This is a genomic window from Sphingobacterium corticibacterium, assembly GCF_004208525.1.
GTDB classification, from domain to species: Bacteria; Bacteroidota; Bacteroidia; order Sphingobacteriales; family Sphingobacteriaceae; genus Sphingobacterium; species Sphingobacterium corticibacterium.
This window is the reverse complement of the sequence record NZ_SGIT01000002.1, coordinates 258243-279861: the sequence shown is the minus strand read 5'-3', so window position 1 is coordinate 279861 and position 21619 is coordinate 258243. Positions and strand designations below refer to the sequence as shown.

General features: G+C 40.5%; 20 protein-coding genes and 1 tRNA gene. 16 read left to right on the top strand and 5 right to left on the bottom strand.

All coding sequences use genetic code 11. The features are described 5' to 3' along the window. The first annotated feature begins 121 nt into the window (after positions 1-121). The 5 genes from thrA to EWE74_RS09870 all read left to right on the top strand — a co-directional run bounded on the left by thrA (position 122) and on the right by EWE74_RS09870 (position 6850). Positions 122-2569: a bifunctional aspartate kinase/homoserine dehydrogenase I gene (gene thrA, locus EWE74_RS09890; RefSeq protein WP_130141392.1), complete on the top strand. Its 2448-nt coding sequence runs from the start codon at positions 122-124 to the stop codon at positions 2567-2569. 15 nt (positions 2570-2584) lie between these two features. Next, positions 2585-3562 carry a homoserine kinase gene (locus EWE74_RS09885; protein ID WP_130141391.1) on the top strand — a complete coding sequence of 326 codons (978 nt, stop codon included), beginning with the start codon at positions 2585-2587 and terminating at the stop codon, positions 3560-3562. A 25-nt stretch (positions 3563-3587) separates the two neighbouring features. Beyond that, positions 3588-4895, top strand: a complete 1308-nt coding sequence (gene thrC / locus EWE74_RS09880) for a threonine synthase (RefSeq protein ID WP_130141390.1) — start codon at positions 3588-3590, stop codon at positions 4893-4895. A 6-nt stretch (positions 4896-4901) separates the two neighbouring features. After that, on the top strand, positions 4902-6086 hold the full coding sequence (locus EWE74_RS09875; RefSeq protein WP_130141389.1) for a class I SAM-dependent rRNA methyltransferase: 1185 nt from the start codon (positions 4902-4904) through the stop codon (positions 6084-6086). Positions 6087-6193: 107 nt separating this feature from the next. Then, on the top strand, positions 6194-6850 hold the full coding sequence (locus EWE74_RS09870) for a sterol desaturase family protein (RefSeq protein WP_239018616.1): 657 nt from the start codon (positions 6194-6196) through the stop codon (positions 6848-6850). A 16-nt stretch (positions 6851-6866) separates the two neighbouring features. Here EWE74_RS09870 and EWE74_RS09865 read toward each other — a convergent pair whose 3' ends face one another. Further along, positions 6867-7931 carry a 3-oxoacyl-ACP synthase III family protein gene (locus EWE74_RS09865; protein WP_239018615.1) on the bottom strand — a complete coding sequence of 355 codons (1065 nt, stop codon included), beginning with the start codon at positions 7929-7931 and terminating at the stop codon, positions 6867-6869. A 51-nt stretch (positions 7932-7982) separates the two neighbouring features. Between EWE74_RS09865 and EWE74_RS09860 the strand changes: the two genes are divergently transcribed. From EWE74_RS09860 to EWE74_RS09850, 3 genes are all read left to right on the top strand, one after another. After that, positions 7983-8264 (top strand): ATP-dependent Clp protease adaptor ClpS, encoded by a 282-nt coding sequence (locus EWE74_RS09860; protein WP_130141388.1) that lies wholly within the window; start codon positions 7983-7985, stop codon positions 8262-8264. Between the two features lie 82 nt (positions 8265-8346). After that, the gene (locus tag EWE74_RS09855) at positions 8347-10848 is read left to right on the top strand and encodes an outer membrane beta-barrel family protein (RefSeq protein WP_130141387.1); all 2502 of its coding nucleotides are present in this window, start codon (positions 8347-8349) and stop codon (positions 10846-10848) included. A gap of 57 nt (positions 10849-10905) precedes the next feature. Continuing rightward, entirely contained in the window at positions 10906-11718 is an 813-nt protein-coding gene (locus EWE74_RS09850) for a 3-keto-disaccharide hydrolase (RefSeq protein ID WP_130141386.1), read from the top strand. A 58-nt stretch (positions 11719-11776) separates the two neighbouring features. On the opposite strand, the gene EWE74_RS09845 is transcribed toward EWE74_RS09850, so the two are convergent. Next, positions 11777-12478, bottom strand: a complete 702-nt coding sequence (locus EWE74_RS09845; RefSeq protein WP_130141385.1) for a YjjG family noncanonical pyrimidine nucleotidase — start codon at positions 12476-12478, stop codon at positions 11777-11779. Between the two features lie 101 nt (positions 12479-12579). Here EWE74_RS09845 and EWE74_RS09840 point away from each other — a divergent pair, with 101 nt between their 5' ends. The 6 genes from EWE74_RS09840 to EWE74_RS09815 all read left to right on the top strand — a co-directional run bounded on the left by EWE74_RS09840 (position 12580) and on the right by EWE74_RS09815 (position 16889). Beyond that, positions 12580-13458: a sensor histidine kinase gene (locus EWE74_RS09840; protein ID WP_130141384.1), complete on the top strand. Its 879-nt coding sequence runs from the start codon at positions 12580-12582 to the stop codon at positions 13456-13458. Further along, positions 13448-14155, top strand: a complete 708-nt coding sequence (locus tag EWE74_RS09835) for a response regulator transcription factor (RefSeq protein WP_130141383.1) — start codon at positions 13448-13450, stop codon at positions 14153-14155. Before EWE74_RS09840 ends, EWE74_RS09835 begins: the two co-directional genes overlap by 11 nt. 7 nt (positions 14156-14162) lie before the next feature. Further along, positions 14163-14678, top strand: coding sequence for a hypothetical protein (locus EWE74_RS09830; RefSeq protein WP_130141382.1), 516 nt, complete (start codon positions 14163-14165; stop codon positions 14676-14678). After that, positions 14678-15712 carry a uroporphyrinogen decarboxylase gene (gene hemE / locus EWE74_RS09825; protein ID WP_130141381.1) on the top strand — a complete coding sequence of 345 codons (1035 nt, stop codon included), beginning with the start codon at positions 14678-14680 and terminating at the stop codon, positions 15710-15712. The genes EWE74_RS09830 and hemE overlap by 1 nt, the downstream gene beginning before the upstream one ends. A gap of 92 nt (positions 15713-15804) precedes the next feature. Then, entirely contained in the window at positions 15805-16344 is a 540-nt protein-coding gene (hemJ, locus tag EWE74_RS09820; protein ID WP_130141380.1) for a protoporphyrinogen oxidase HemJ, read from the top strand. Between the two features lie 38 nt (positions 16345-16382). Further along, a complete protein-coding gene (locus EWE74_RS09815) occupies positions 16383-16889 on the top strand; it encodes a hypothetical protein (protein ID WP_130141379.1) in 507 nt (168 codons plus the stop codon). 61 nt (positions 16890-16950) lie between these two features. On the opposite strand, the gene EWE74_RS09810 is transcribed toward EWE74_RS09815, so the two are convergent. The 3 genes from EWE74_RS09810 to EWE74_RS09800 form a co-directional block, all read right to left on the bottom strand. After that, on the bottom strand, positions 16951-18522 hold the full coding sequence (locus tag EWE74_RS09810; RefSeq protein WP_130141378.1) for a calcineurin-like phosphoesterase C-terminal domain-containing protein: 1572 nt from the start codon (positions 18520-18522) through the stop codon (positions 16951-16953). A 255-nt stretch (positions 18523-18777) separates the two neighbouring features. Then, complete coding sequence (locus tag EWE74_RS09805) at positions 18778-19254, bottom strand: C40 family peptidase (protein WP_165384683.1); 477 nt, start codon at positions 19252-19254, stop codon at positions 18778-18780. Positions 19255-19422: 168 nt separating this feature from the next. Then, a tRNA-Met gene (locus tag EWE74_RS09800) sits at positions 19423-19496 on the bottom strand. 184 nt (positions 19497-19680) lie between these two features. Between EWE74_RS09800 and EWE74_RS09795 the strand changes: the two genes are divergently transcribed. Both EWE74_RS09795 and EWE74_RS09790 read left to right on the top strand, forming a co-directional pair. Then, complete coding sequence (locus tag EWE74_RS09795) at positions 19681-20058, top strand: START-like domain-containing protein (protein WP_130141376.1); 378 nt, start codon at positions 19681-19683, stop codon at positions 20056-20058. Positions 20059-20124: 66 nt separating this feature from the next. Then, on the top strand, positions 20125-21579 hold the full coding sequence (locus EWE74_RS09790) for an LptF/LptG family permease (protein WP_130141375.1): 1455 nt from the start codon (positions 20125-20127) through the stop codon (positions 21577-21579). The last annotated feature ends 40 nt before the right edge of the window (positions 21580-21619 follow it).

Sequence of the window (21619 nt, the reverse complement as noted above, 5' to 3'; positions counted from 1 at the left end):
TCATCGGAGGAAGTAATTCTATTGTATAAGAAAGTGTACATAACATATAGAGCCTTCCTCCAAATGGGAAGGCTTTTTTAGTTAATAGTATACATTATTTTAAATTAATAAATAAACTGAAATGAAAGTATTAAAGTTTGGAGGGACATCAGTTGGCAGCGTAGAGAGTGTAAAGGCGGTATTAGGTATTGTCAAAAGCGCTTACGATGAAGGACAAAAACCTTTGGTCGTGTTGTCGGCAATGGCTGGCGTAACGAACTTACTGACGAAAATGGCAGAAAATGCGGCAGAGCGTATCCCTTTTGACGAAGATTTGAAATTATTGGAAGAGCGTCATTTCGAGGTGGTGAAGAAACTCATTGCGGTAAAATATCAAAATCCGGTTTTTACTAAATTGAAGCTGATGCTCAATGAACTAGAGGATATTTTGCAAGGTATTAGTGCACTTCGGGAACTAAGCTTACAAAGTAAAGATCTGATCGTATCTTTTGGAGAGCGATTGTCGAACTATATGATCTCCAAAATCATGGAACAATATGTAGAGCAAGCCATGTATGTTGACGCTTCTCATTATATAAAGACGGATTCCAATTTTGGGCATGCGCATATTAACGAGGAGGTGACAAATCAACTCATTCAGTCGCTTGCACATACCCATTCAGACAAGCTGTTATTCGTTACTGGTTTTATTGGTTCTAACGAGAATGGCCGCATCACTACATTGGGAAGAGGAGGATCCGATTATACGGCTGCAGTTTTTGGATCGGTATTGCAGGCTTCTGCTATCGAGATTTGGACGGACGTCAACGGAATGCTAACAGCAGATCCGCGTATTGTAAAGAAAGCGTTTTCGCAGCCAACCCTGTCGTACAACGAAGCCATGGAGCTTTCTTATTTTGGAGCGAAGGTAATTTATCCGCCGACGATGATTCCGGCTTTTTTGAAAAAAATTCCGATTGTGATCAGAAACACTTTTGAACCAGAGTTTCCAGGTACGGTTATTCAGTTTGAAAGCGGGAAATCCGCTTATCCGATTAAAGGAATTTCATCTATTGCCGATATTTCTGTTATCAATGTCTCGGGAAGTGGTATGATTGGCAAATCAGGATTCAGTGGTCGTCTTTTTACCTTGTTAGCGAGAGAGCAGATCAATGTCGTGCTAATCACGCAATCGTCTTCTGAACATAGTATCACTTTTGCTGTTCATCCAAGTGATGCAGCGAAAGCTGTGCAGCTTATTAAAGCGGAATTCGAGCTGGAATTAGAAGCGAATAAACTGGTTTTACCTACTGTAGAAAATGATCTTTCGGTATTGGCCATCGTGGGGGAGAATATGAAACGTACACCGGGTATGTCCGGTCGATTATTCCATGCATTGGGCAGAAATGGTATCAACGTACGTGCTATTGCACAAGGTTCTTCGGAACTCAATATATCCGTTATTATTGAGAAAGAAAACATGGCGAAAGCGTTGAATACCGTGCATGATGCATTCTTCGCGGAGCTAAAGAAGACCCTGTACGTATTTAATGTGGGTACGGGTAATATCGGTGCTACATTATTTAAACAGATCCATGAACAATATGACTTTTTGGTAGAGAATAACGACCTGGAAATTAAAATTGCCGGTATTTCCAATTCTAGAAAAATGTTATTTAATCCAGAAGGTATAGATTTGTCAGATTGGCGTACAATATTGGAAGATGAGGGAGAAGTTGCAGATTTGTCTGGTTTTGTGGAACGCATGAAAGCCATGAATTTACCGAACTGTGTTTTTATCGATAATACAGCTAGTCCACTTCCATCTACTTATTATTTAGATGTATTCAAATCGAATATTTCGGTTGTTACCTGCAACAAAATAGCTAATTCTGGCGACTATAAGCAATACAAATCACTCCATGATACTGCTCGTAAATATGGGGTGGACTTTTTCTATGAAACAAATGTAGGAGCGGGCTTGCCTATTGTTCGGGTGTTGAAAGACTTGATGTTGAGTGGAGACCGCATTGTACGTATAGAAGCTATTCTTTCCGGAACGATTTCTTATATATTCAATAATTTTACGGGGGATGTATCGTTTTATGAAATCGTGAAGAAGGCACAAGAATTAGGGTATACGGAGCCTGATCCACGGGATGATTTAGGAGGTATCGACTTCATGCGGAAGATGCTGATTTTGGCGAGAGATGCAGGACATGTGATTGAACCTTCTGACGTTAATTTAGGAGCTATTCTTCCTCCAGCTTGTTTGGAAGCTACATCTGTCGATGATTTCTATGCAGAATTGTTGAAAGCCGATCAGTATTTCAATGGATTAAAAGAAGAAGCAGAAAGCCAAAAGAAAGTAATCCGATACATTGGTAAGTTGGAAGATGGTAAAGTATCTATCGCACTGGAGATGGTAGACGAAAATCATCCCTTTTATGCTTTGTCAGGAAGTGACAATATTATCTCGTTCACCACAGAGCGTTATAAAGAACGTCCGTTGGTCGTAAAAGGTCCTGGCGCCGGAGCGGAAGTGACTGCTGCAGGTGTATTCGCTGATTTGGTCAATGTGGGAGCATAATTAGTTAATGACACTATGAATCAGAATAAAACAGTTAAAAAAATAGATTTCGACAGCATTGTGGAGGTTGTACGGGTGTTTGCACCGGCCACCGTAGCGAATATGATATGTGGGTTTGACATATTAGGGTTTGCGGTAGACTATCCGGGAGATGAAGTTATTATGCATCGTGTAGCAACCCCGGGTGTACGCATTCGCTCCATTGCTGGAGATGACGGTAGGCTGCCGCTAGATGCCGATAAAAATACCGTAAGTGCTTGTGTTCAAATGTTATTGGAGCACCTAGGAGTTTCAAAAGAAGTTGGTGTGGAGATTGAGCTTATTAAGCACATGCCTATTGGGAGTGGTTTAGGGTCGAGCTCTGCCAGTACAGTAGCGGGATTATTTGCTATCAATAGCCTCTTGGGAAATCCGTTGACTAAACAAGAGCTTCTGCCTTTCTGTGTGGAGGGAGAGCGTCTTGCCTGCGGTCATGGACATGCTGATAATGTAGCTCCGGCCTTGATGGGAGGTATTACACTAATTCGTGGACAACACCCTTTGGATGTGATCAAATTGCCTGTTCCGGAAGAGCTATATGCCGGAATTGTGTTTCCAAAGGTCGATGTGCCGACGCGTGATGCACGACAACTTATAAAGGAAAAAGTTTTTTTACGAGATGCCGTGACACAATGGGGCAATATTGCGGGATTAATCGCAGGTCTTTATGAAAGCGACTACGGGTTAATCAGTCGCAGTATGCACGATGTGCTTATCGAACCTACCCGTGCCATTTTGATTCCAGAGTTTTACACAATGAAGCAAATTGCACTCGATGCAGGTGCGCTTAGTTTTGGTATTTCGGGATCTGGTCCTTCGGTAGTCGCGATTTCCCGTGGAAAGGAAACGGCGGAAAATGCGGCCAATCGCATCCAACAGCATTTAACGGATTGTGAAATTGACAGTTTTAAATATGTATCACCTGTAAATATTGACGGGCCGAAAGTAATATAAGTTGAAGAGTGAAAAAAATAAATAGATGAAATTATATAGTACAAATAATAAAGATCTTCGGGTTTCCTTTCAAGAAGCCGTTTTCAATTCCTTACCGTCAGATAAAGGCTTATATATGCCCGAAATCATTCCATCGTTAGATTCCGCCTTTATTGGCCGGATTCAACAGTATTCTTTGCAGGAGATAGCTTTTGAAGTGGCGAATGCTTTAATTGGTGATGATATTCCGAATGCTGATTTGAAGGCTATTATTGCCGACGCGATTAATTTTGATGCACCTGTTCGGTTTTTGGATGCTGAAACGGGTGTACTGGAATTGTTTCACGGACCATCTTATGCATTCAAGGATTTTGGTGCACGATTTATGAGTCGTGTAATGGGTTATTTTTCGAAGCAGGGTGATCAATTGTTAGATGTTTTGGTCGCTACTTCGGGAGATACGGGTGGAGCAGTAGCATCTGGTTTTTTGGGCGTCGAAGGTACACGTGTAACTATACTTTATCCGAAAGGAAAAGTTTCCAAAGTGCAGGAAGAACAATTGACAACGAATGGGAAAAATATACGGGCATTAGAAGTTGATGGTACGTTTGACGATTGTCAGGCACTCGTAAAAACTGCATTTAATGATACCGATCTTAATAAAGTATTACGGTTAACCTCTGCTAACTCTATTAATATCGCTCGATTGATACCTCAAACATTCTATTATTTTTGGGCTTATGCCCAATTGAAGTCGCAAGGCATTTCAGAAGTGGTATTTACCGTGCCTAGTGGCAATTTTGGCAATATCGGTGCGGGCTTATTAGCTTATAAAATGGGACTACCTGTGAAGCATTTTGTTGCGGGAACCAATGTTAATGACACCGTGCCGCGTTTTTTGCAATCCGGCAGCTATGATCCGAAACCATCTGTGCAGACTTTAGCAAACGCTATGGATGTGGGCAATCCGAGCAATTGGGTGCGCATTCAAGATATGTTCCCCAACAGCCTAGAAGAACTCCGTAGCATGATTTCTTCTTACACGTATGATGATGAGCAGACGGTAAACGCTATGGAGGAACTCTATCAGAAATATCAATATATCGCTTGTCCGCATACTGCTATTGCTTATCTCGCATCGAATCAATATCGTCAGGATAAGCCGGGAACATATGCTTCGGTATTTTTGTCAACCGCCCATCCATGTAAATTTCCAGATGCCATTTCCGAAGAAGTATTTGCAAAAATCGAATTGCCAAAGGGAGCAGAGGAATTAGCTGGGAAGCCGAAATTAGTAACGGAATTGTCTGCTGACTACGCGCTTTTCAAAAATTACTTATTGGAAAATAAATAGAATTTGATGAACAAAGTAATCCTGCATAAAGGCAAAGAGAAAGCTGCGTGGCAATTACATCCGTGGATTTTCTCGGGAGCCATAAAGACAGTTGATGGAAAACCTACAAACGGCACTGTTGTTAAGGTTTTTAATGTTGATAAAGAATTTGTTGCTTATGGTGTTTACAACGCACATTCCAGAGTGGCCGTTCGTCTATTGGAATGGAATCAAGAGTTTCCAATAGATGAAAGGTGGTGGCGTCATAGAATACAGCGTGCAGTAGCGTTAAGAACCCATTTGTTGACAGATCAGAACGATACGGTTCGGTTGGTATTTGCGGAAGCTGATTTTTTACCGGGGCTTATTGTGGATAAGTATGGTGATTTCTTATCGGTACAAATACATTCTTCTGGTATAGAAGCAGTGAAGACCATCATCGTGGATGAACTAGTACAGCTTTTACAACCCAAAGGGATTTACGAGCGAAGTGATTTAAACGCCCGCCAACATGAAGGGCTACCAGATGCGAACGGGTTGTTGTATGGTGAAAAGCCATCCGACTTTGTCGATGTCATAGAAAACGGTATTCGTTATCAAATTAATATTATTGAAGGACAAAAATCTGGTTTTTATTGCGATCAACGGGATAATCGTTCGCTAACGGCACAGTATGTCAAAGGGAAACGGGTGCTTGATTGTTTTTGTTACACCGGAGGCTTTACGTTGAATGCTTTGAAATCGGGAGCTTCCGCTGTTGTTTCGGTAGATAGTTCCGCTTTAGCGATAGAAACGCTGCAAAAGAATTTAGTATTCAATAAACTAGATGCTGCGGTGCACTCCACCGTACAAGCAGACGTCAATAAATACCTTCGTCAATTAGGGGAGGAAGGAGAGAAATTTGACGTCATTATTCTTGATCCTCCGAAGTACGCTCCATCTCGTTCTGCATTAGACAAGGCGGCTAGAGCGTATAAAGATTTGAATAGGCGTGCCCTGCTTTTGTTAGAAAGCGGTGGATTATTGGCTACATTTTCATGCTCCGGAGCGATGGATATCGATACCTTTAAGCAAGTTGTCGCCTGGGCAGCTTTAGATGCTGCAAAGGAAATCCAGTTTATCAGACAATTTAGCCAACCGGAAGATCACCCTGTTCGCGCGTCATTTCCAGAAGGGGAATATTTAAAGGGATTGTTGGTCCGGGTAGTGTAAGTGATAGGTTTTTGACAAAAATGTGAAAATGTTCAAAAAGTAAACCTTTGATAAGACGGCAATACATGGTAACTTTGTTTTGCTGCATTTATCAAAAATTACGTGTTATGGCAAAGAAGTTATATGTTTCTAACGGCACCGAATCCGTTCGGATGTTCAAAAATAATTTTTTAGAATCCCTGACGAAAATACATTACAGTGTTCCACTGATATTTTGGATCCCGGTGATAGGTTATTTTATCTATAAGGCGCATACACAAGGTGGAATGTCTGCAGGGGATGTTGCTTTGTATTTTTTCGCGGGTTTGGCGTTTTGGACATTGGCTGAATATGTATTGCACCGCTGGATATTTCATTATGAGCCGACTTCTAATTGGGGCAAGCGTATCCACTTTATTTTTCATGGAGTACATCATGACTATCCGAAAGACCGTTTACGATTAGTCATGCCTCTTTCTGCCAGTATTCCATTAGCAGCTATCATCTATTTTATTTTTAGTCTATTCTTGCCGGAATTTATGTTAGCAGCTTTTTTTGCTGGATTTCTGTTAGGTTATCTTATTTATGACGAATGTCACTACGCGATGCACCATGCTAATTTTAAATCAGGTTTGTTTAAGAAAATAAAGGATCACCACATGCTGCATCACTATGCTGACCCAGAGCGAGGGTTCGGCGTTAGTTCTGCCATATGGGATATTATCTTCGATTCCGGTTTCAAGAAAAAGAAGAAGAACGTTATAACTGAAAAAGGAGCTGATTAATCAGCTCCTTTTTCAGTTACCATCGAATCAATGCCGATCCCCAAGTAAATCCAGCGCCAAAGGCAGCTAAGCAAATAAGATCGCCCTCTTTAACTTTTCCTTCTTCCCATGCTTCGCATAAAGCAATAGGAACAGAGGCAGCAGTCGTATTGCCGTATTTTTGAATATTGTTAAAAACTTGATCATCACCCAATCCCAATGTTTTCTGCACAAATTGAGCAATCCGTAGGTTGGCTTGATGAGGTATGAGTAAATCAATATCGGTCGATTGGAGGTTGTTTTTTGCCAATGCTTCTTGTATAACTTCTGGAAACTTGACGACAGCTTTTTTGAACACTGCTTGCCCATCCATATAGGGAAACGTAGTGCCATCGTCCAACATTTCCTTTGTCATGAGCATGCCGCCGAGTTCTTGCTCTGGCCAGTCCGGCTGTTGATCCAGCCATATTCCACCGGAGCTTCCGGGATAATACATGGCGAGTTTTTCAGCCTCAGCTCCGTCCGAGTGTAAATGGGTGCTGAGGATACCTTTTCCTGGCTCACTCGTGGGTTGTACGACGACGGCTCCGGCACCATCTCCAAAAATAACCGAAACAGCTCGTCCTCGGGTGGAGTAGTCCAACGCAAAAGAATGTTTTTCAGAACCCACAACCAAGATGTTTTTATACATGCCGGTTTTGATGAATTGATCCGCAATAGAGAGCGCGTAGACAAAACCAGAGCACTGGTTTCGGATATCCAGTGCACCAACTTCTTTCATGCCCATTTCACGTTGTAACAACACACCACAGCCCGGGAAATAATAGTCGGGGGATAGGGTTGCGAATATGATAAAATCAATATCTTCAACCGTCGTATTAGCACGTTCGATAGCAATCTTAGCTGCTTCGATCCCCATCGTGGTCGTCGTTTCTCCAATGCGGTGCGCATAACGCCGCTCCTTAATGCCTGTCCGCTCCTGGATCCATTCATCACTGGTATCCATAAACCGGGTAAGGTCATCGTTTGTATATACATTTTTTGGCACGTAATATCCTATGCCGGCAATTTTCGATTGAAACATCTTACTTCCTTTCCTCATGATTAGTGTGTAAATCTACATATTTTTTAAAATATTAGTTATTTTTGCAGCATGGGTGTACAAACAGAGCAAGAAGCGTTTACGCTGGAAGAGATATTAGCAACTGTCCAATCTTCAAACCGTTTGATTCTGTGGAATGACGAAATCAATACATTTGATCATGTCATTTATTGCCTCATGAAGCATTTGCAATATTCGGAAGCTCAAGCCGAACAAATTGCCTGGAAGGTGCATACAGAAGGGAAATGTGCCGTACTGGAAGGCTCTTTGACAGAAATGGAAGTATATCGAAAAATCCTTAAATCCGAAGGGTTGACCGTTTCCGTAGAGTAACTTATGACATCGTAATAATGCAGTTACGATAGAACGATAGCAGCTTTTATTTTGTTTTTTTGTGAAAAGGACAATTTTTCACATGATATCTACTAGAGACTTAAAGCTGATTTTTTTTATTATTTTTTGCCCCCTATTTCTTTTTGCACAACAAGGTACGATAGAGACCATTGTTATTGATGAAGAAACAAACGATCCTATTATAGGTGCGAGTGCTTCCCTTCTCCAACAATCTAACCAAAGTTATATCCAAGGAGCACAGAGTGACGTCCAAGGGAAACTCGTGTTTTCTGATGTTGATTTCGGAACATATGCAATTCGGATCACTTATGTTGGGAAAGAAAACGTTCTTATTGAAAATGTACGCGTGACAAACCAACAGCCAATAAAACTCGCACAAGTATCCATGATGGATGACGGAACCTTGATTGAAGAAGTGGTCGTAGAAGGACGAGTGCCCGAGATGAGTTTGGGAATTGATAAAAAAGTATTTGATGTTTCGCAGAGTTTGGTAAGTGTGGGGGGATCTGCCAGTGATTTGTTGCAGAATGTACCCACGCTTGATGTCGATGCCGACGGGAATGTTTCTCTCCGGGGTTCTAGCAGTGTAAAGATTTTGATTGATGGAAGAGAGTCCGCGATGGCCGGTTCCGATATTAACGCCTTGCTACAATCTCTACCCGCCAATAGTATAGAAAAAGTCGAACTTATCACCAACCCATCTGCTAAATATGATGCAGAAGGTCAATCTGGTATCATCAATATTATATTAAAAAAGAATGTGAGAACCGGGCTGAATGGGAGTGTAACTGCATCGGGCGGTTCTTATGATAACTACAGTGGGGGAGTGGACTTGAACTACAGAGATCGTAATTTTAATTTCTTTGGCGGATATAACTATGCGAACAGGGTTCGTCCGGGCAATGGATTCAATGATAATACGGAACTTATTGATGGGATTATACGAGAAAATAGTGAACGTACGATTAGCACAACCGACAATAACCGGAAAGGTAAGAACCACACTTTCCGGTTTGGTACCGATTGGTACGCTGCACCAAAAACCACGTTTAGCTTAGGAGCGAATGTAAGCGTCCGAGATAATGATAGGCGTTCGGACATTGATTATCGTTATTTTAACATTCCGGATTTAGGAGAGAGTGCTTCTCGGGTTTCCCAACAATACGAAGAGGATTTAGGAGTGGATATAACCTTTGACTTTAAGCAAGAGCTTAAAAGAGAAGGAGAGGAAATTACCGCCAACATCACCTATGGCAATGATACGGAAGACGGAACGAATGATTTTTATCAAACCTATGCCAACGGACGTGCTCCTTTCGAGCGTCAGAATGTGACGAGTGAAGCCGGAAAGAATTGGAATTTTCAATTGGATTATGTTTTGCCATTTGCGCAAGACCATAAATTCGAGGCCGGTTATCGTACCATTGTGCGTAACAGTGAAGATTCCCAGTGGTCGGAAATATTGGATACCGTGACGAATCAATTTATGCCAGACTACGGCGTTAGCAATGATTTTGATCTGACGAATAGTGTACATGCACTCTATGTAAATTATCAACGCAAATTAACAGAAAAATTAGGCGTACAAGTGGGATTACGAGGTGAGCAAACTTATTTACAATCGACATATTACAATTTAGACCCAAATGCCCCTGAGGATGAAAAAACAAATGATGGGAATCAGGATTTCTTTCGTTTGTATCCGAGTGCCTTTTTATCCTATGAAGTGGGAAATTCGGATGACAAGGTCCAACTTTCCTACACACGTCGTGTGCAACGGCCACGTGGATGGCAAGTGAATCCTTTCGTTAATATAAATGATGAAATCAATTATCGGCAAGGTAACCCAAACTTGTTGCCCGAGGATATACATTCCTTTGAATTGAGCTTTGCGAAGTTCTATGACAAATGGAATTTTATTAGTTCGGCATACTATCGTCGTTCAAGCGATATGATGAGTCCGTTTTTAAGAGATCCCGAAGAAATAGCGGATATTGTCGGCGATCGAAGTAATGTCACCTATAGTCGTTGGGAAAACGTTTCGAAACAAGATGCGATGGGACTGGAGTTGATATCAAAAGTGAATTTTCTACGCTGGTGGGACGCAACGGCGAATGTTAACTTGTTTTATGATAAAACAATGCCTTATGCGGAGTTTAATACGGGTGATGTAGAGAACTTCAGTTGGAATGGAAACATCAATACCAATGTGAAGTTTACGAAATCCACCACCTTGCAGGCCCGTGGGTTTTATCGCGCTCCCCGAAAATGGATTCAAGGTCGGATGAAATCAATGGCGGGTTTGGATGTTGCGGTACGGCAGGATGTGCTGGCGGGAAAAGGGAGTGTAATGTTTAATGTACGCGATGTGTTCAACAGCCAAAGGTTCCGTATGGAAAACAACCTACCGACGCAGTTCATCCAAATGGAAAACCGTTGGATGCGTAGAATGTTCTCGTTGTCGTTCACATACCGTTTTGGCATTCAAGATTTGACCAAGAAAAAAGAGGACCGCGGAGCGGGAGACAACGGTATGGATGAAGGCATGGAAGGAGGCTTTTAAAAAATCAGATATTTTTCTACCTTTAGCGAATAACTAAACTAAAAGATGTGTTTTAACATGAAGAAAAGATTTATGTATATGATAGGCGCGGTCGTTTTATTATCCGCCACTATTTGTCAGGCACAAGATGGTGCTGCGGGTAATAATGTTCCACAGTATGTGCTAAATAACCTCCCGAAAGTTGATATTACCAAGTTTCAAAAAAATGCTGATGGAGCTTATGTGCTATTTAATGGCGCATCGCTCGAAGGTTGGCGAGGGTATAACAAGGAAAAAGTTCCCGGAAAATGGGGTATTGAAGATGGTGCTTTAAAATTTTCCAGTAAAGGTGCAGACCGTACCAAAGAAGATGGTGGAGATATTATTTTTGCCTACGATTTTAAAAATTTTGAACTGGAATTTGAATGGAAAATTTCCCATGCAGGGAATTCAGGTGTATTTTTCTTGGCAAAAGAAGTAAAAGATCAAGCTATATATATATCAAGCCCCGAGTATCAATTATTGGATAACGACAATCATCCCGACGCAAAGCAGGGTGTTGACGGAAATCGAAAATCGGGTTCTCTTTACGATATGATTCCGGCTAAGCCTCAAAATGGCAATCCAGCAGGAGAATGGAATAAAGCGAAGATTATTGTAAATAACGGAACAGTAACGCATTATCAAAATGGAGAAAAAGTAGTTGAATACACGTTATGGACATCAGATTGGACGACTTTATTGCAGGCGAGTAAGTTCAGTCAAGAAAAATGGCCATTGGCTTTTGAACTATTGAATAACGTCGGCGGACCATCTAAATCGGGTGTTATCGGGTTTCAAGATCATGGTGATGATGTGTGGCTGAAAAATATTACCGTAAAGGTATTGTGATTTATATTGTAGAGATGCAATTATTTCCGCGAGCTAGATTAATTGCGTCTCTACATTTTTAAAAGACCTGTTGTAATTCTCCCAGGTCCCGAACCATGTGATGGACATCTTGTGGTTGTTCAAGACCTACTGCATTAAAGAAGATCGCGTCTATCCCTGCGTTTTGAGCACCGCGAACATCGGCATCGAGGTTGTCTCCGATCATGATAGATGTTTTTCGCTCTGCTTTCCCGTTCTGTAGGGCATGTTCGAAAATTCTTGGATCAGGTTTATTTACGCCGATTAATTCCGAAATTACAATTGTTTTAAAATAAGATTTTAATTTGCTGTGCTCCAACTTCTGTTCACAAGCTTCTTTGAAACCATTCGATATTAAATGTAATCTATACTTGCTTTGCAAATATGTCAATGTTTCGATAGCATTTGGAAAGAGATTCGTTTTGGTTGGGCAAATATGTAAATATTCCTCTTCAAAGGCCTTCGGAAATAGTTCCGGATCAATACCTAACTGGGTAAATGTATCGGCAAACCGAAGTCGGCGTAGTGTGGGTTTGTCAATTTTTCCATGGTGGTATAGCCCCCATAGCCGGTGATTATTGACGGTGTATGTTTCAATAAAAAGATCAGACTCTGCCTTTCCGGTCAATTTATCAAAACGGTATTTGGCATAAAGTTCATGTAAGGTTTCCTGTGCGTTTTTGTCAAAATCCCAAATCGTGTGGTCTAAATCGAAGAAAATATCTCTTTTGTGAAAAAACATAGCGCAAAGATAACACCTTTCTTAACCTATTGTCATAATGCACCTACTATTTCCTTTCAGATTAACAAATGGTTATTTTTGCATGACATTAATTTACTTGTATGAAGCGAGCGCTCGTCCTGTTTTATTTTCTGGTGTTTTATGCCATTACCCAATTGCTTTGGTGGGGATACCTGTTGGTTAATTACGAACCGGAACGCAAAGGGATGATCATCGGTGAAGGGCTTTTCTTTCTGTTGATTTTTATTTGGGGAGCTATGCGCTTAAAAAAGCTATTTAGCCGAGAGCATAAACAACAACAACAACAACAGAATTTTCTGTTGTCCGTAACCCATGAATTAAAGTCACCTTTAGCTTCGGTGAAATTATACATTCAAACCATTCTAAAACGTGACTTAGAACGGGAGCAGCAGAAAGTTTTTCTTTCTAACTCCTTGAAGGATATTGAGCGATTGGACGATCTCGTCGAAAATGTATTGTTAACCACCAAATTGGAAAACAGAAGTTTTAATTTTCCAAAAGAAAACTTCAATTTTACAGAAGTAGTAGATAATGTGGTGGATAGGTTACAAAAAAATGCGTGTAGCTCACAGATTATAAAGCCCGATTTAGATAAAGGACTCATTATCCACGCCGATAAGTTCGCCATCACGAATGTGGTTACCAATTTAATTGAAAATGCAATTAAATATTCTCCTCCGTGTGCCACCGTGGAAGTGCAGCTTAAGGAAAGAGAAGACGAACGGATTGTCTTTTCGGTTGCAGACCACGGACCGGGTGTTGCCGAAGAAGAAAAAAAGAATATATTTAATAAGTTTTACCGGATAGGCAATGAGTCGACGCGTAAAACTAAAGGCACGGGTTTAGGGTTGTATATAGTGAAGACAGTATTGCAAAAACACAACGCCTCTATTAAGGTAAAAGATAACACTCCATCGGGGAGTATTTTTGAAGTAACATTTGAAAATTATGCAAACTAAGCAACGTATACTATTGGTGGAAGACGAGGAGCACTTGTTGGAAGCGATTAAATTAAATTTAGAATTAGAGGGGTATCGGGTAACGACGGCTACAGACGGAAAGAAAGCGTTGAAGATTTTCAAGGAAGAACGCTTTAATCTAATTATTCTGGACGTGATGATTCCGGAAATCGACGGCTTTCAGGTTGCCGAAACCATTCGGCTGCAGAATACCGAAGTACCTATCATGTTTCTGACCGCTAAAAACAGCAGTGAAGATCGTATCACCGGTTTGAAAAAAGGGGCGGATGATTATTTGGTGAAGCCTTTTAATCTAGAAGAGCTTATTCTTCGTGTTGGTAATCTGATTCGCAGAGGACTTAAATCAGACGATTTAAAGGAGTTTAATTCATATACTATCGGTGATAAAACAATTTACTTTAACTCGTATGAACTCCATCATGCGGACGGTACGGTTACCTCGTTGACAAAAAAGGAAACGATGCTGTTGAAACTGTTGATTGAACGAAAAAATGAAGCCGTTTCCCGGGAGCAAATATTGGAAACTGTGTGGAATTATGATGTTTATCCATCGACGCGTACAATAGATAATTTTATTTTGACATTCCGCAAGTATTTTGAGCCAGACCAAAAACATCCTGTGTATTTTCATTCGATTCGTGGGGTAGGGTATAAATTCACGGATACACCAACATAACACATAGATGAATACACGAGTGAGAATGATTGTCATCGGTATAGCGGTGACATTTCTTCTTTATGCAGTTTACGAGAAGCACTATAATATGGCGGTTTATATTTTAGGGCTGATCGGATATTTTATATGGAGTCATTACCGCGAAGGTACCGTTTTCTTAGCTACTCAGGCGTTTCACAAACAAGATTATGAGAAAACAAAGGCGTTGTTATCGGAAATTAAGGATCCCGACAAACTACGGAAGAGGCGTCGGAATTACTATGAATTTATGATGGGAAATATAGCCCTTAAAGAGGAACGGGTCGACGATGCCGAATATCATTTTCAATTAGCATCCCGTTTGCCGTGGAAACGGGATGCCGAGAAAGGATTTGTATTGATCAATTTAGCAAACATCAGTTTGCGCAAACGTAATTACGACCGCGTACCCGTCTATATCGAGCTTGCCAATAAGCTTAAGCTTACGGAACGCCAAAAAGCGATTATTGAAAAAATAGAAAATGAACTAAATAAACAGACCTAGTGAACAAAACTTTACAGAACGATTTATTGATTAGAGCTGCGTTATCGCAGTCTACGGAGAGACCTCCTGTTTGGATGATGCGTCAAGCTGGACGCTTTATGCCCGAATATTGGGAAATAAAGAATAAGTACAGTTTTTTAGAGATGTGTAAAACACCGGAAATTGCGGCAGACGTTACCATGCTGCCCGTAGACCTTTTGGATATTGATGCGGCCATCCTATTTTCGGATATTTTGGTAACGGGAGAAGCCATGGGAGGAGAGTTGTCGTTTGAACAAGGTGTAGGTCCTCGATTCAGTAATCCCATACGTACGCAGGCAGACGTGGACAGACTGGAAACCGATTGTGTGGATAAACTACGGTATGTGGCAGATGCAATTCGCGTAATACAGGAACGCTTGGCGGGACGTATCCCCTTAATCGGCTTTGCGGGTGCGCCATTCACTATCTTGAGTTATCTTGTGGAAGGAGGTTCTTCTAAAGACTTTAAACGAACAAAATTATTGCTTAATAACGAACCGGCTTTAGCACATCAGCTTCTACAAAAAATTGCCGATGTAACGATAAACTATCTGAATATGCAAATCGATGCTGGGGTCAACGCTGTACAATTGTTCGATAGTTGGGCGTTAGCGTTGTCATGGAACGATTATCGTGATTTTTCACACTATTATAATAAATATATCCTAGCCAATATCAAGCGCACTGTTCCCGTGATTTCTTTCTGTAAGGGATCGTCGGTATTTGCGCCGATGATGGCAGATGCAAATCCGGATGTAATATCTATCGATTGGAATGCTGACTTAAAAAATGTGAAGCAGATACTTCCGGCGGGCGTTGCCGTACAAGGTAATTTAGATCCGTTTGTATTGTATGCGGATAAGAGCGTTATCGAAGACAAAATTCTGCAATTGTTTGAACGGATGCGTGGCGAGAATGGATTTATCTTTAATCTGGGACATGGTATTATGCCGGATATTCCGTTTGATAACGTGAAACATGCGATCAACGTGGTGAAGAGATTTCGCTATTAGCATGATGAGTGAAATGATAACAAGATTATAAAGTGACAAGTAAAAAGTGGAAGTTAGTTAACAATATAGTTGCTGACTGCTAATTAAATAAAATGATATACCTATACGCAAAAGCGTTGCATATTATCTTTATGGTCTGCTGGATGGCAGGGTTGTTCTACATGCCTCGTTTGTTCATCTATCATACTGAAGCAAAGCAAAAATCGGATATAGAATATCAGGTGTTGCATGGGCAATTCGTGGTTATGGAACGGAGACTTTGGTGGGTAATCGCTACACCGGCGATGTATATCACCGTGGCTACGGCGTTAACTATGCTTTATCTGTCGCCGGGTTTGTTAAGTCAGGGCTGGATGCATGTGAAGCTCGCTTTTGTGGGACTTTTGGTGTTTTACCACTTTAAAAGTCAGCAGATTATGAAACAGCTAGCAAAAGGCGAATCGGTATGGACATCCTCGCAGTTACGCTTGTGGAACGAAGTATCTACTATTATTCTTTTTGCTATCGTTTTTTTAGTTATTTTTAGATCGGCCATTGATTGGATTTATGGTGTGTTAGGTTTATTAGGATTGGCCGTGTTATTGATGATTTTAATCAAGTTATATAAGCGGTATAGGTCTCGTAATTCATGACGTGACTAGCTAATAATTACAAATAACGAATTAAACAAATGAAGAAAATCTTTCTATTGCTACTTTTATCGGTAATCATGTCGCATGGAAAAGCACAAGATCATGCTTGGGCATTCGGGTTCAACGGTGATGTACAATTAGAATCTCCGGATTATCAAGGAGCGTTTGGTATCCAAGGAAAGTACGATTTCGCCAAGCACTCCGCCATACAGGCGCAGGTATACGGTCGAAATGGGTATGTCGCCGTAGGAGCGGATTATCTGTTGTCATTGCTGGATAAAACCCGGAGTAACTTTAACGTATTTATTGGTGGTGGGGTAAGCCAGGATTTTTACCGTTACAATGAGTTGATGGCAGACCAAGAACAAGTCTTGCCTGAAAGAAGGGAGAACTTTACGATCATGAATGGGCAAGTCGGCGTGAGTTATTACTTTCCATCAGCGAACTTATCGTTGTACACCGGATATAAATTGAAGTACAATCTTGAATGGGAGGAAACACAACCGAACTATTTGATGTTTGGTGTGCGGTATCATTTGTGGTAAACTTACAAGGAATATGAAAAGGAGTGCTATGAAAAAACATAGCACTCTTTTTTTAAGCTATTTATTGAACTATTTTTAGTTCCTTCGTTTGTAAGTGTGTTTTTCCGAACATATCGGTAGCTCTTACCTGTATAGTGTGTTGGCCCATTTCCAATTTTCCAGGTAGTTTAGTTTCCCAGATGTGGGTAGATGGTGCCGCTGCCGATGGTCTGCGTCCATCCATTAAGGTTGCTGCGTTATCAAACTTCAATACGTTGAATTGATAACGAGGATCTTCTATTTCGGTGTGTTGCATTTTGATCCAGCTTTTACCATCGAGACTATATTCTACCACATCATTAGCGGAGCCGATAAAAAAGTTTGCATACAGGGTATGACGTCTAACGTTCCTTTGTTGCAATTCTGTTGGGAACGTAATGCTTAACTGGTAATCGTCGGGCTCGCCTGCTACTTTGTAGTCAACTGTATAGGTATTGCCACTGATGTTCAAGATGGCGTAACCTTTTGGGGTTCCATCACGCATCGTCGATGCAGGTACACCCTGTTTATTTTTTAACCCCGAATACCAATCACCTGAAGTAGTACCTACATTATATTCGTGGTGCGGCTTCTCCTGTTTCCAGCCATCATCTTTGGTGTAAAAATTATGTCTTTGGAGATGCGTATGCGCAGATAGCGAAAGCGTATTAGGATATTCTGCCAACAAATCGAATAAACGCTGTCTGTCTTCATCTCGGAAAACATTGGAATTTTCGTGAAAGAGGGGGATGTGGAAGGCTAGTACAATCAATTTATCTTTCGGGACGAACTTTAAATTGTTTTCTACAAAGTCTAGTTGATCTTTTCGGAAACCACCCAAATAGCCTTTTCCTGTGCGGGGATTAGGATATAAAATGTTATCAAGGATGATAAAATGTGCATCTCCGTAATTAAAAGAGAAATTATTGGGTCCGAAATTGCTTTCATATGTTTCATCAGACAATATATCCTCCTGAACATCATAATTCATGTCGTGGTTTCCCATTACGTTAAACCAAGGAAGACCAAGCTTACCTACGGTTTCTATATAAGGAGCGTGTAAAACCAGATCGTCACCCACTAAATCCCCTAAACTCAGACCAAAAGAGAACTTCTCTTTATCCACAATATCCTGTATAATACCCCTGTCAAAATAATCAATCTCATCCAAATTGTATGCCTGTGGATCACCAAAGACTAAAGCACTAAAATTCTTTTGCTCGTTGACATCTTTTTTTAAAGCAAAATCGACAGATTTAGGTAGTTTTCCGGTTGGTTTACTGCCTTCATACTTTAGGTTAGGTGACCCCGCCGGTTTGTGGATATAATAAAATTTTGGCTTGTTATTTTCGTCCACTGGGAACTGATAGCCGTTGGGTTTGATAACAAAAAAAATACTATTATCCCGCGCTGGAATGCTGTAGCGCCCTGATGCATCGGTAAGGACAACATCTATCCCGTTGCTGACGGCAACTTGTGCTACTCCTTTTTCTTTTGCATCCCTTTTACCGTTCAGGTTTGTGTCCTCATAAACTATTCCTTTGGCAATCTCTTGTCCGTAGACGAAGTTTGAAATAAAAAGCCCGGCAATGAGTGTAGTGAGTTTTAAATTCATATTTTTAGCTGATAAATTTTTGTTTTCACAAAAGTCACTTTTTAAAATTAACAAATCGTAGCGGTATGTTTAAGATTATATTAAGTGGTAGTATGTCAGCCTTAACAGTTCGGGATATATTTTTTGGAATTGTATCCGTTTAGCATGATGATCTTCCGTAATGCGCTGATTACTGTACAGGGGATCTACCCTTACTTGACAATAATAACACGAAAAAAGCTAGGACGTTCTCTATTTTCTAAAAGATAAGTTGCGTTATATAACTCGGATCACCTTCATGAACCGCTTTTTGTAGCTGCCTTCCAACGACGTTTCGGTGACCGCGTACGCTTTACCGGAGCTTGCATGGATAAAACGTAATTCTTTCCCCTTGTTATTTGACAAAACAATACCGACATGACCTATTATTCTCTTTGCCGGGTTGGTACCGGTAAATAGGATGATATCACCGGCTTTGGCCTCCGCTAACGAAATGTTGTCACCGGTTTGTCCGATAGCAGAAGAGCTTCTGGGCAATGTTATACCAAACTGTTTAAATACATAATGGACAAAGCCGGAACAGTCGAACCCTTGAGATGGACTCGCTGCGCCATATTTATATTTGACACCCAATAGTTTCTTGGCAAACGTAATAAGACTTTGTTCGGCAGGATCATTATGCGTATAATCTATAGTAGATTTCGTAGAAGAAACAGCCTTTAGCGAAATAGCCATGATCAAAAAAATGACCATGAGGCAGTTTTTTCCTATGTAGTGTGCTGCATTCATGTTAACAAAGATATGGAAAATATAATAACTGCCGTATGTTGCATTTCGTCTGCAAAAAAAGCATTGATAATTTAGTTCCGTACCAAAAACAAAGAGGGTTACATTTTTACATGTAACCCTCTGATAACCAAGTAGCGGGGAGCAGGATCGAACTGCCGACCTCAGGGTTATGAATCCTGCGCTCTAACCATCTGAGCTACCCCGCCGTTTTTCGTGATGCAAATATAGCAATAAGTCGCCATTTCCAAAGGCAAAAAATATTTTTTTTGTTTTCGTAAACAATCGATGTAAAAAATTAATTCTGTTATTCTGTTTTGAATCACAAAATAAAATTGTATACTTACCGACAGACAAAATAGCTTGGTTTTTTAATTAACCAAAACAAACTATATGGAAAAGAAAGTAGAAATTCACTTAGAGTATATTATAAATTCATCACCACGAATTTTGTTTCCTTTTATCCATGAGCCGAATGCATTGGCGCAATGGTTTGCTGATGACGTCAATTACAAAGAGGGTATCTATGAGTTCATATGGGACGACGAGATGAATCGGGCCAAATTAGTCTCGGTAAAGGAGAATAAAAGTGTACGTTTTAAATGGCTGGAGGACGAGCCTTATTATTTTGAAATAGAGATTATACAGGATGAATTAACCAATGACGTAGCACTTGCCATCACCGATTTTGTAAAGCCTGATAATTTGGAAGATAGGAAGCAGATATGGAACAATTCTGTCGGCTATCTGCAGAGTGTTATAGGCGCATAAGTTAAGATTACTACCGAAAAAAATAGTATCTTTGTAGCCGTATTGCGATGATCGATAAGAGGTGATATGAAGAAGATACACTTATTAATTTTACAAGCATTTATTAGGCCGTTCATGGTATGTTTTTGTATCGTGATGTTTGTGCTATTAATGCTTTTTTTATTTAAGTATATCGATGATCTCATCGGGAAAGGTTTTGAGTGGTATGTATTGATGGAACTTATCGGTTATCAGTGTGCTGTCCAGTTGTCTATGGCATTGCCGCTTTCTATGTTGCTGTCCTCTATTATGACTTTTGGTAATCTTGGAGAAAGTTATGAATTGGTTGCCATCAAAGCTGCTGGATTTTCCTTGCGAAAAGCCATGACACCACTTATTGTGCTGGTTACGCTATTTGCGGGAGGCTCTTTCCTGTTTTCCGATTATATACTACCCGTGGTCAACTTGAAAATGGGTTCGTTATTGTGGGATGTGCGCAATAAGAAAGCTGATTTTCTGATTAAACCCGGAATATTTAATAAATCTATCCCCGGTTATTCTATTCGTGCCAAGAATAAAAGTGAGGACGGGACAATATTGTATGATTTGATGATTTATGACCATCGAACCGGTAATGCAGCTAATAATGTGCTGTTGGCAAAAGAAGGTTTTATGCATAATTCTGCCGACAATAACTATATGATATTGCGACTGAGAGATGGTGTCCGATACGAAGAATCACGCGTTAAGAATGCTAAACGATACGATCCACGACAGCAATTTACACGTTTCCGTTTTGCCGAAACAGAACAGAAGTTTGATATGGAAGCCTTTCAGATGAAAAGGACGGATGAAAGTTTATTTAAGTCTCATCATTCCATGCTCAACTTAAAGCAGCTTAAATTATACACCGATTCGAATCGCTTGCAATTGGATAGTATTTCTCGGCAGATATTATCGGAAACACAAAGTTACGTCTCTTATTTTTCTCCTTATTATCGAGCCGACACGGTGCAACAAGCAACGGTGAAAGAATTTCGCGATTTCGTGACGGATTACGTGCCAGAAGACCAGCGTCGTGGTATCATCAGCAACGCGTTGAGCCAAGCGCAGCAGATGAATAGTGTGTTGGAAATGAAAGATATTGAGTTTCGAGCTTTTGCCGATAGAGATATTCGTTACCACATTGAATTTCATAGAAAGTTTACGTTAGCGGTGTCCTGTCTATTGCTTTTTGCTATAGGTGCACCGCTAGGTGCAATTATCCGCAAAGGAGGACTTGGTTTGCCTGTTGTGGTAGCTATCATTTTCTTTTTGATATATCACATTATATCCACGATGGCAGAAAAAGCCGCAAAAGACGGGAGTATGGATCCTCTTATTGGAATGTGGATGGCGATTATTGTGCTTACACCGTTGGCGGCATTTTTAACCTATAAGTCAACAACCGATTCGGCTTTATTTGATGCGGATCAATATAAGCAGAAAGCGGAACGGGCTTGGAAATGGGTCATTTCTAAATTTAATAGAAAGAAAATATAACACAGGGATTTTGACAGGATATTCCATATGACCTTTAAAA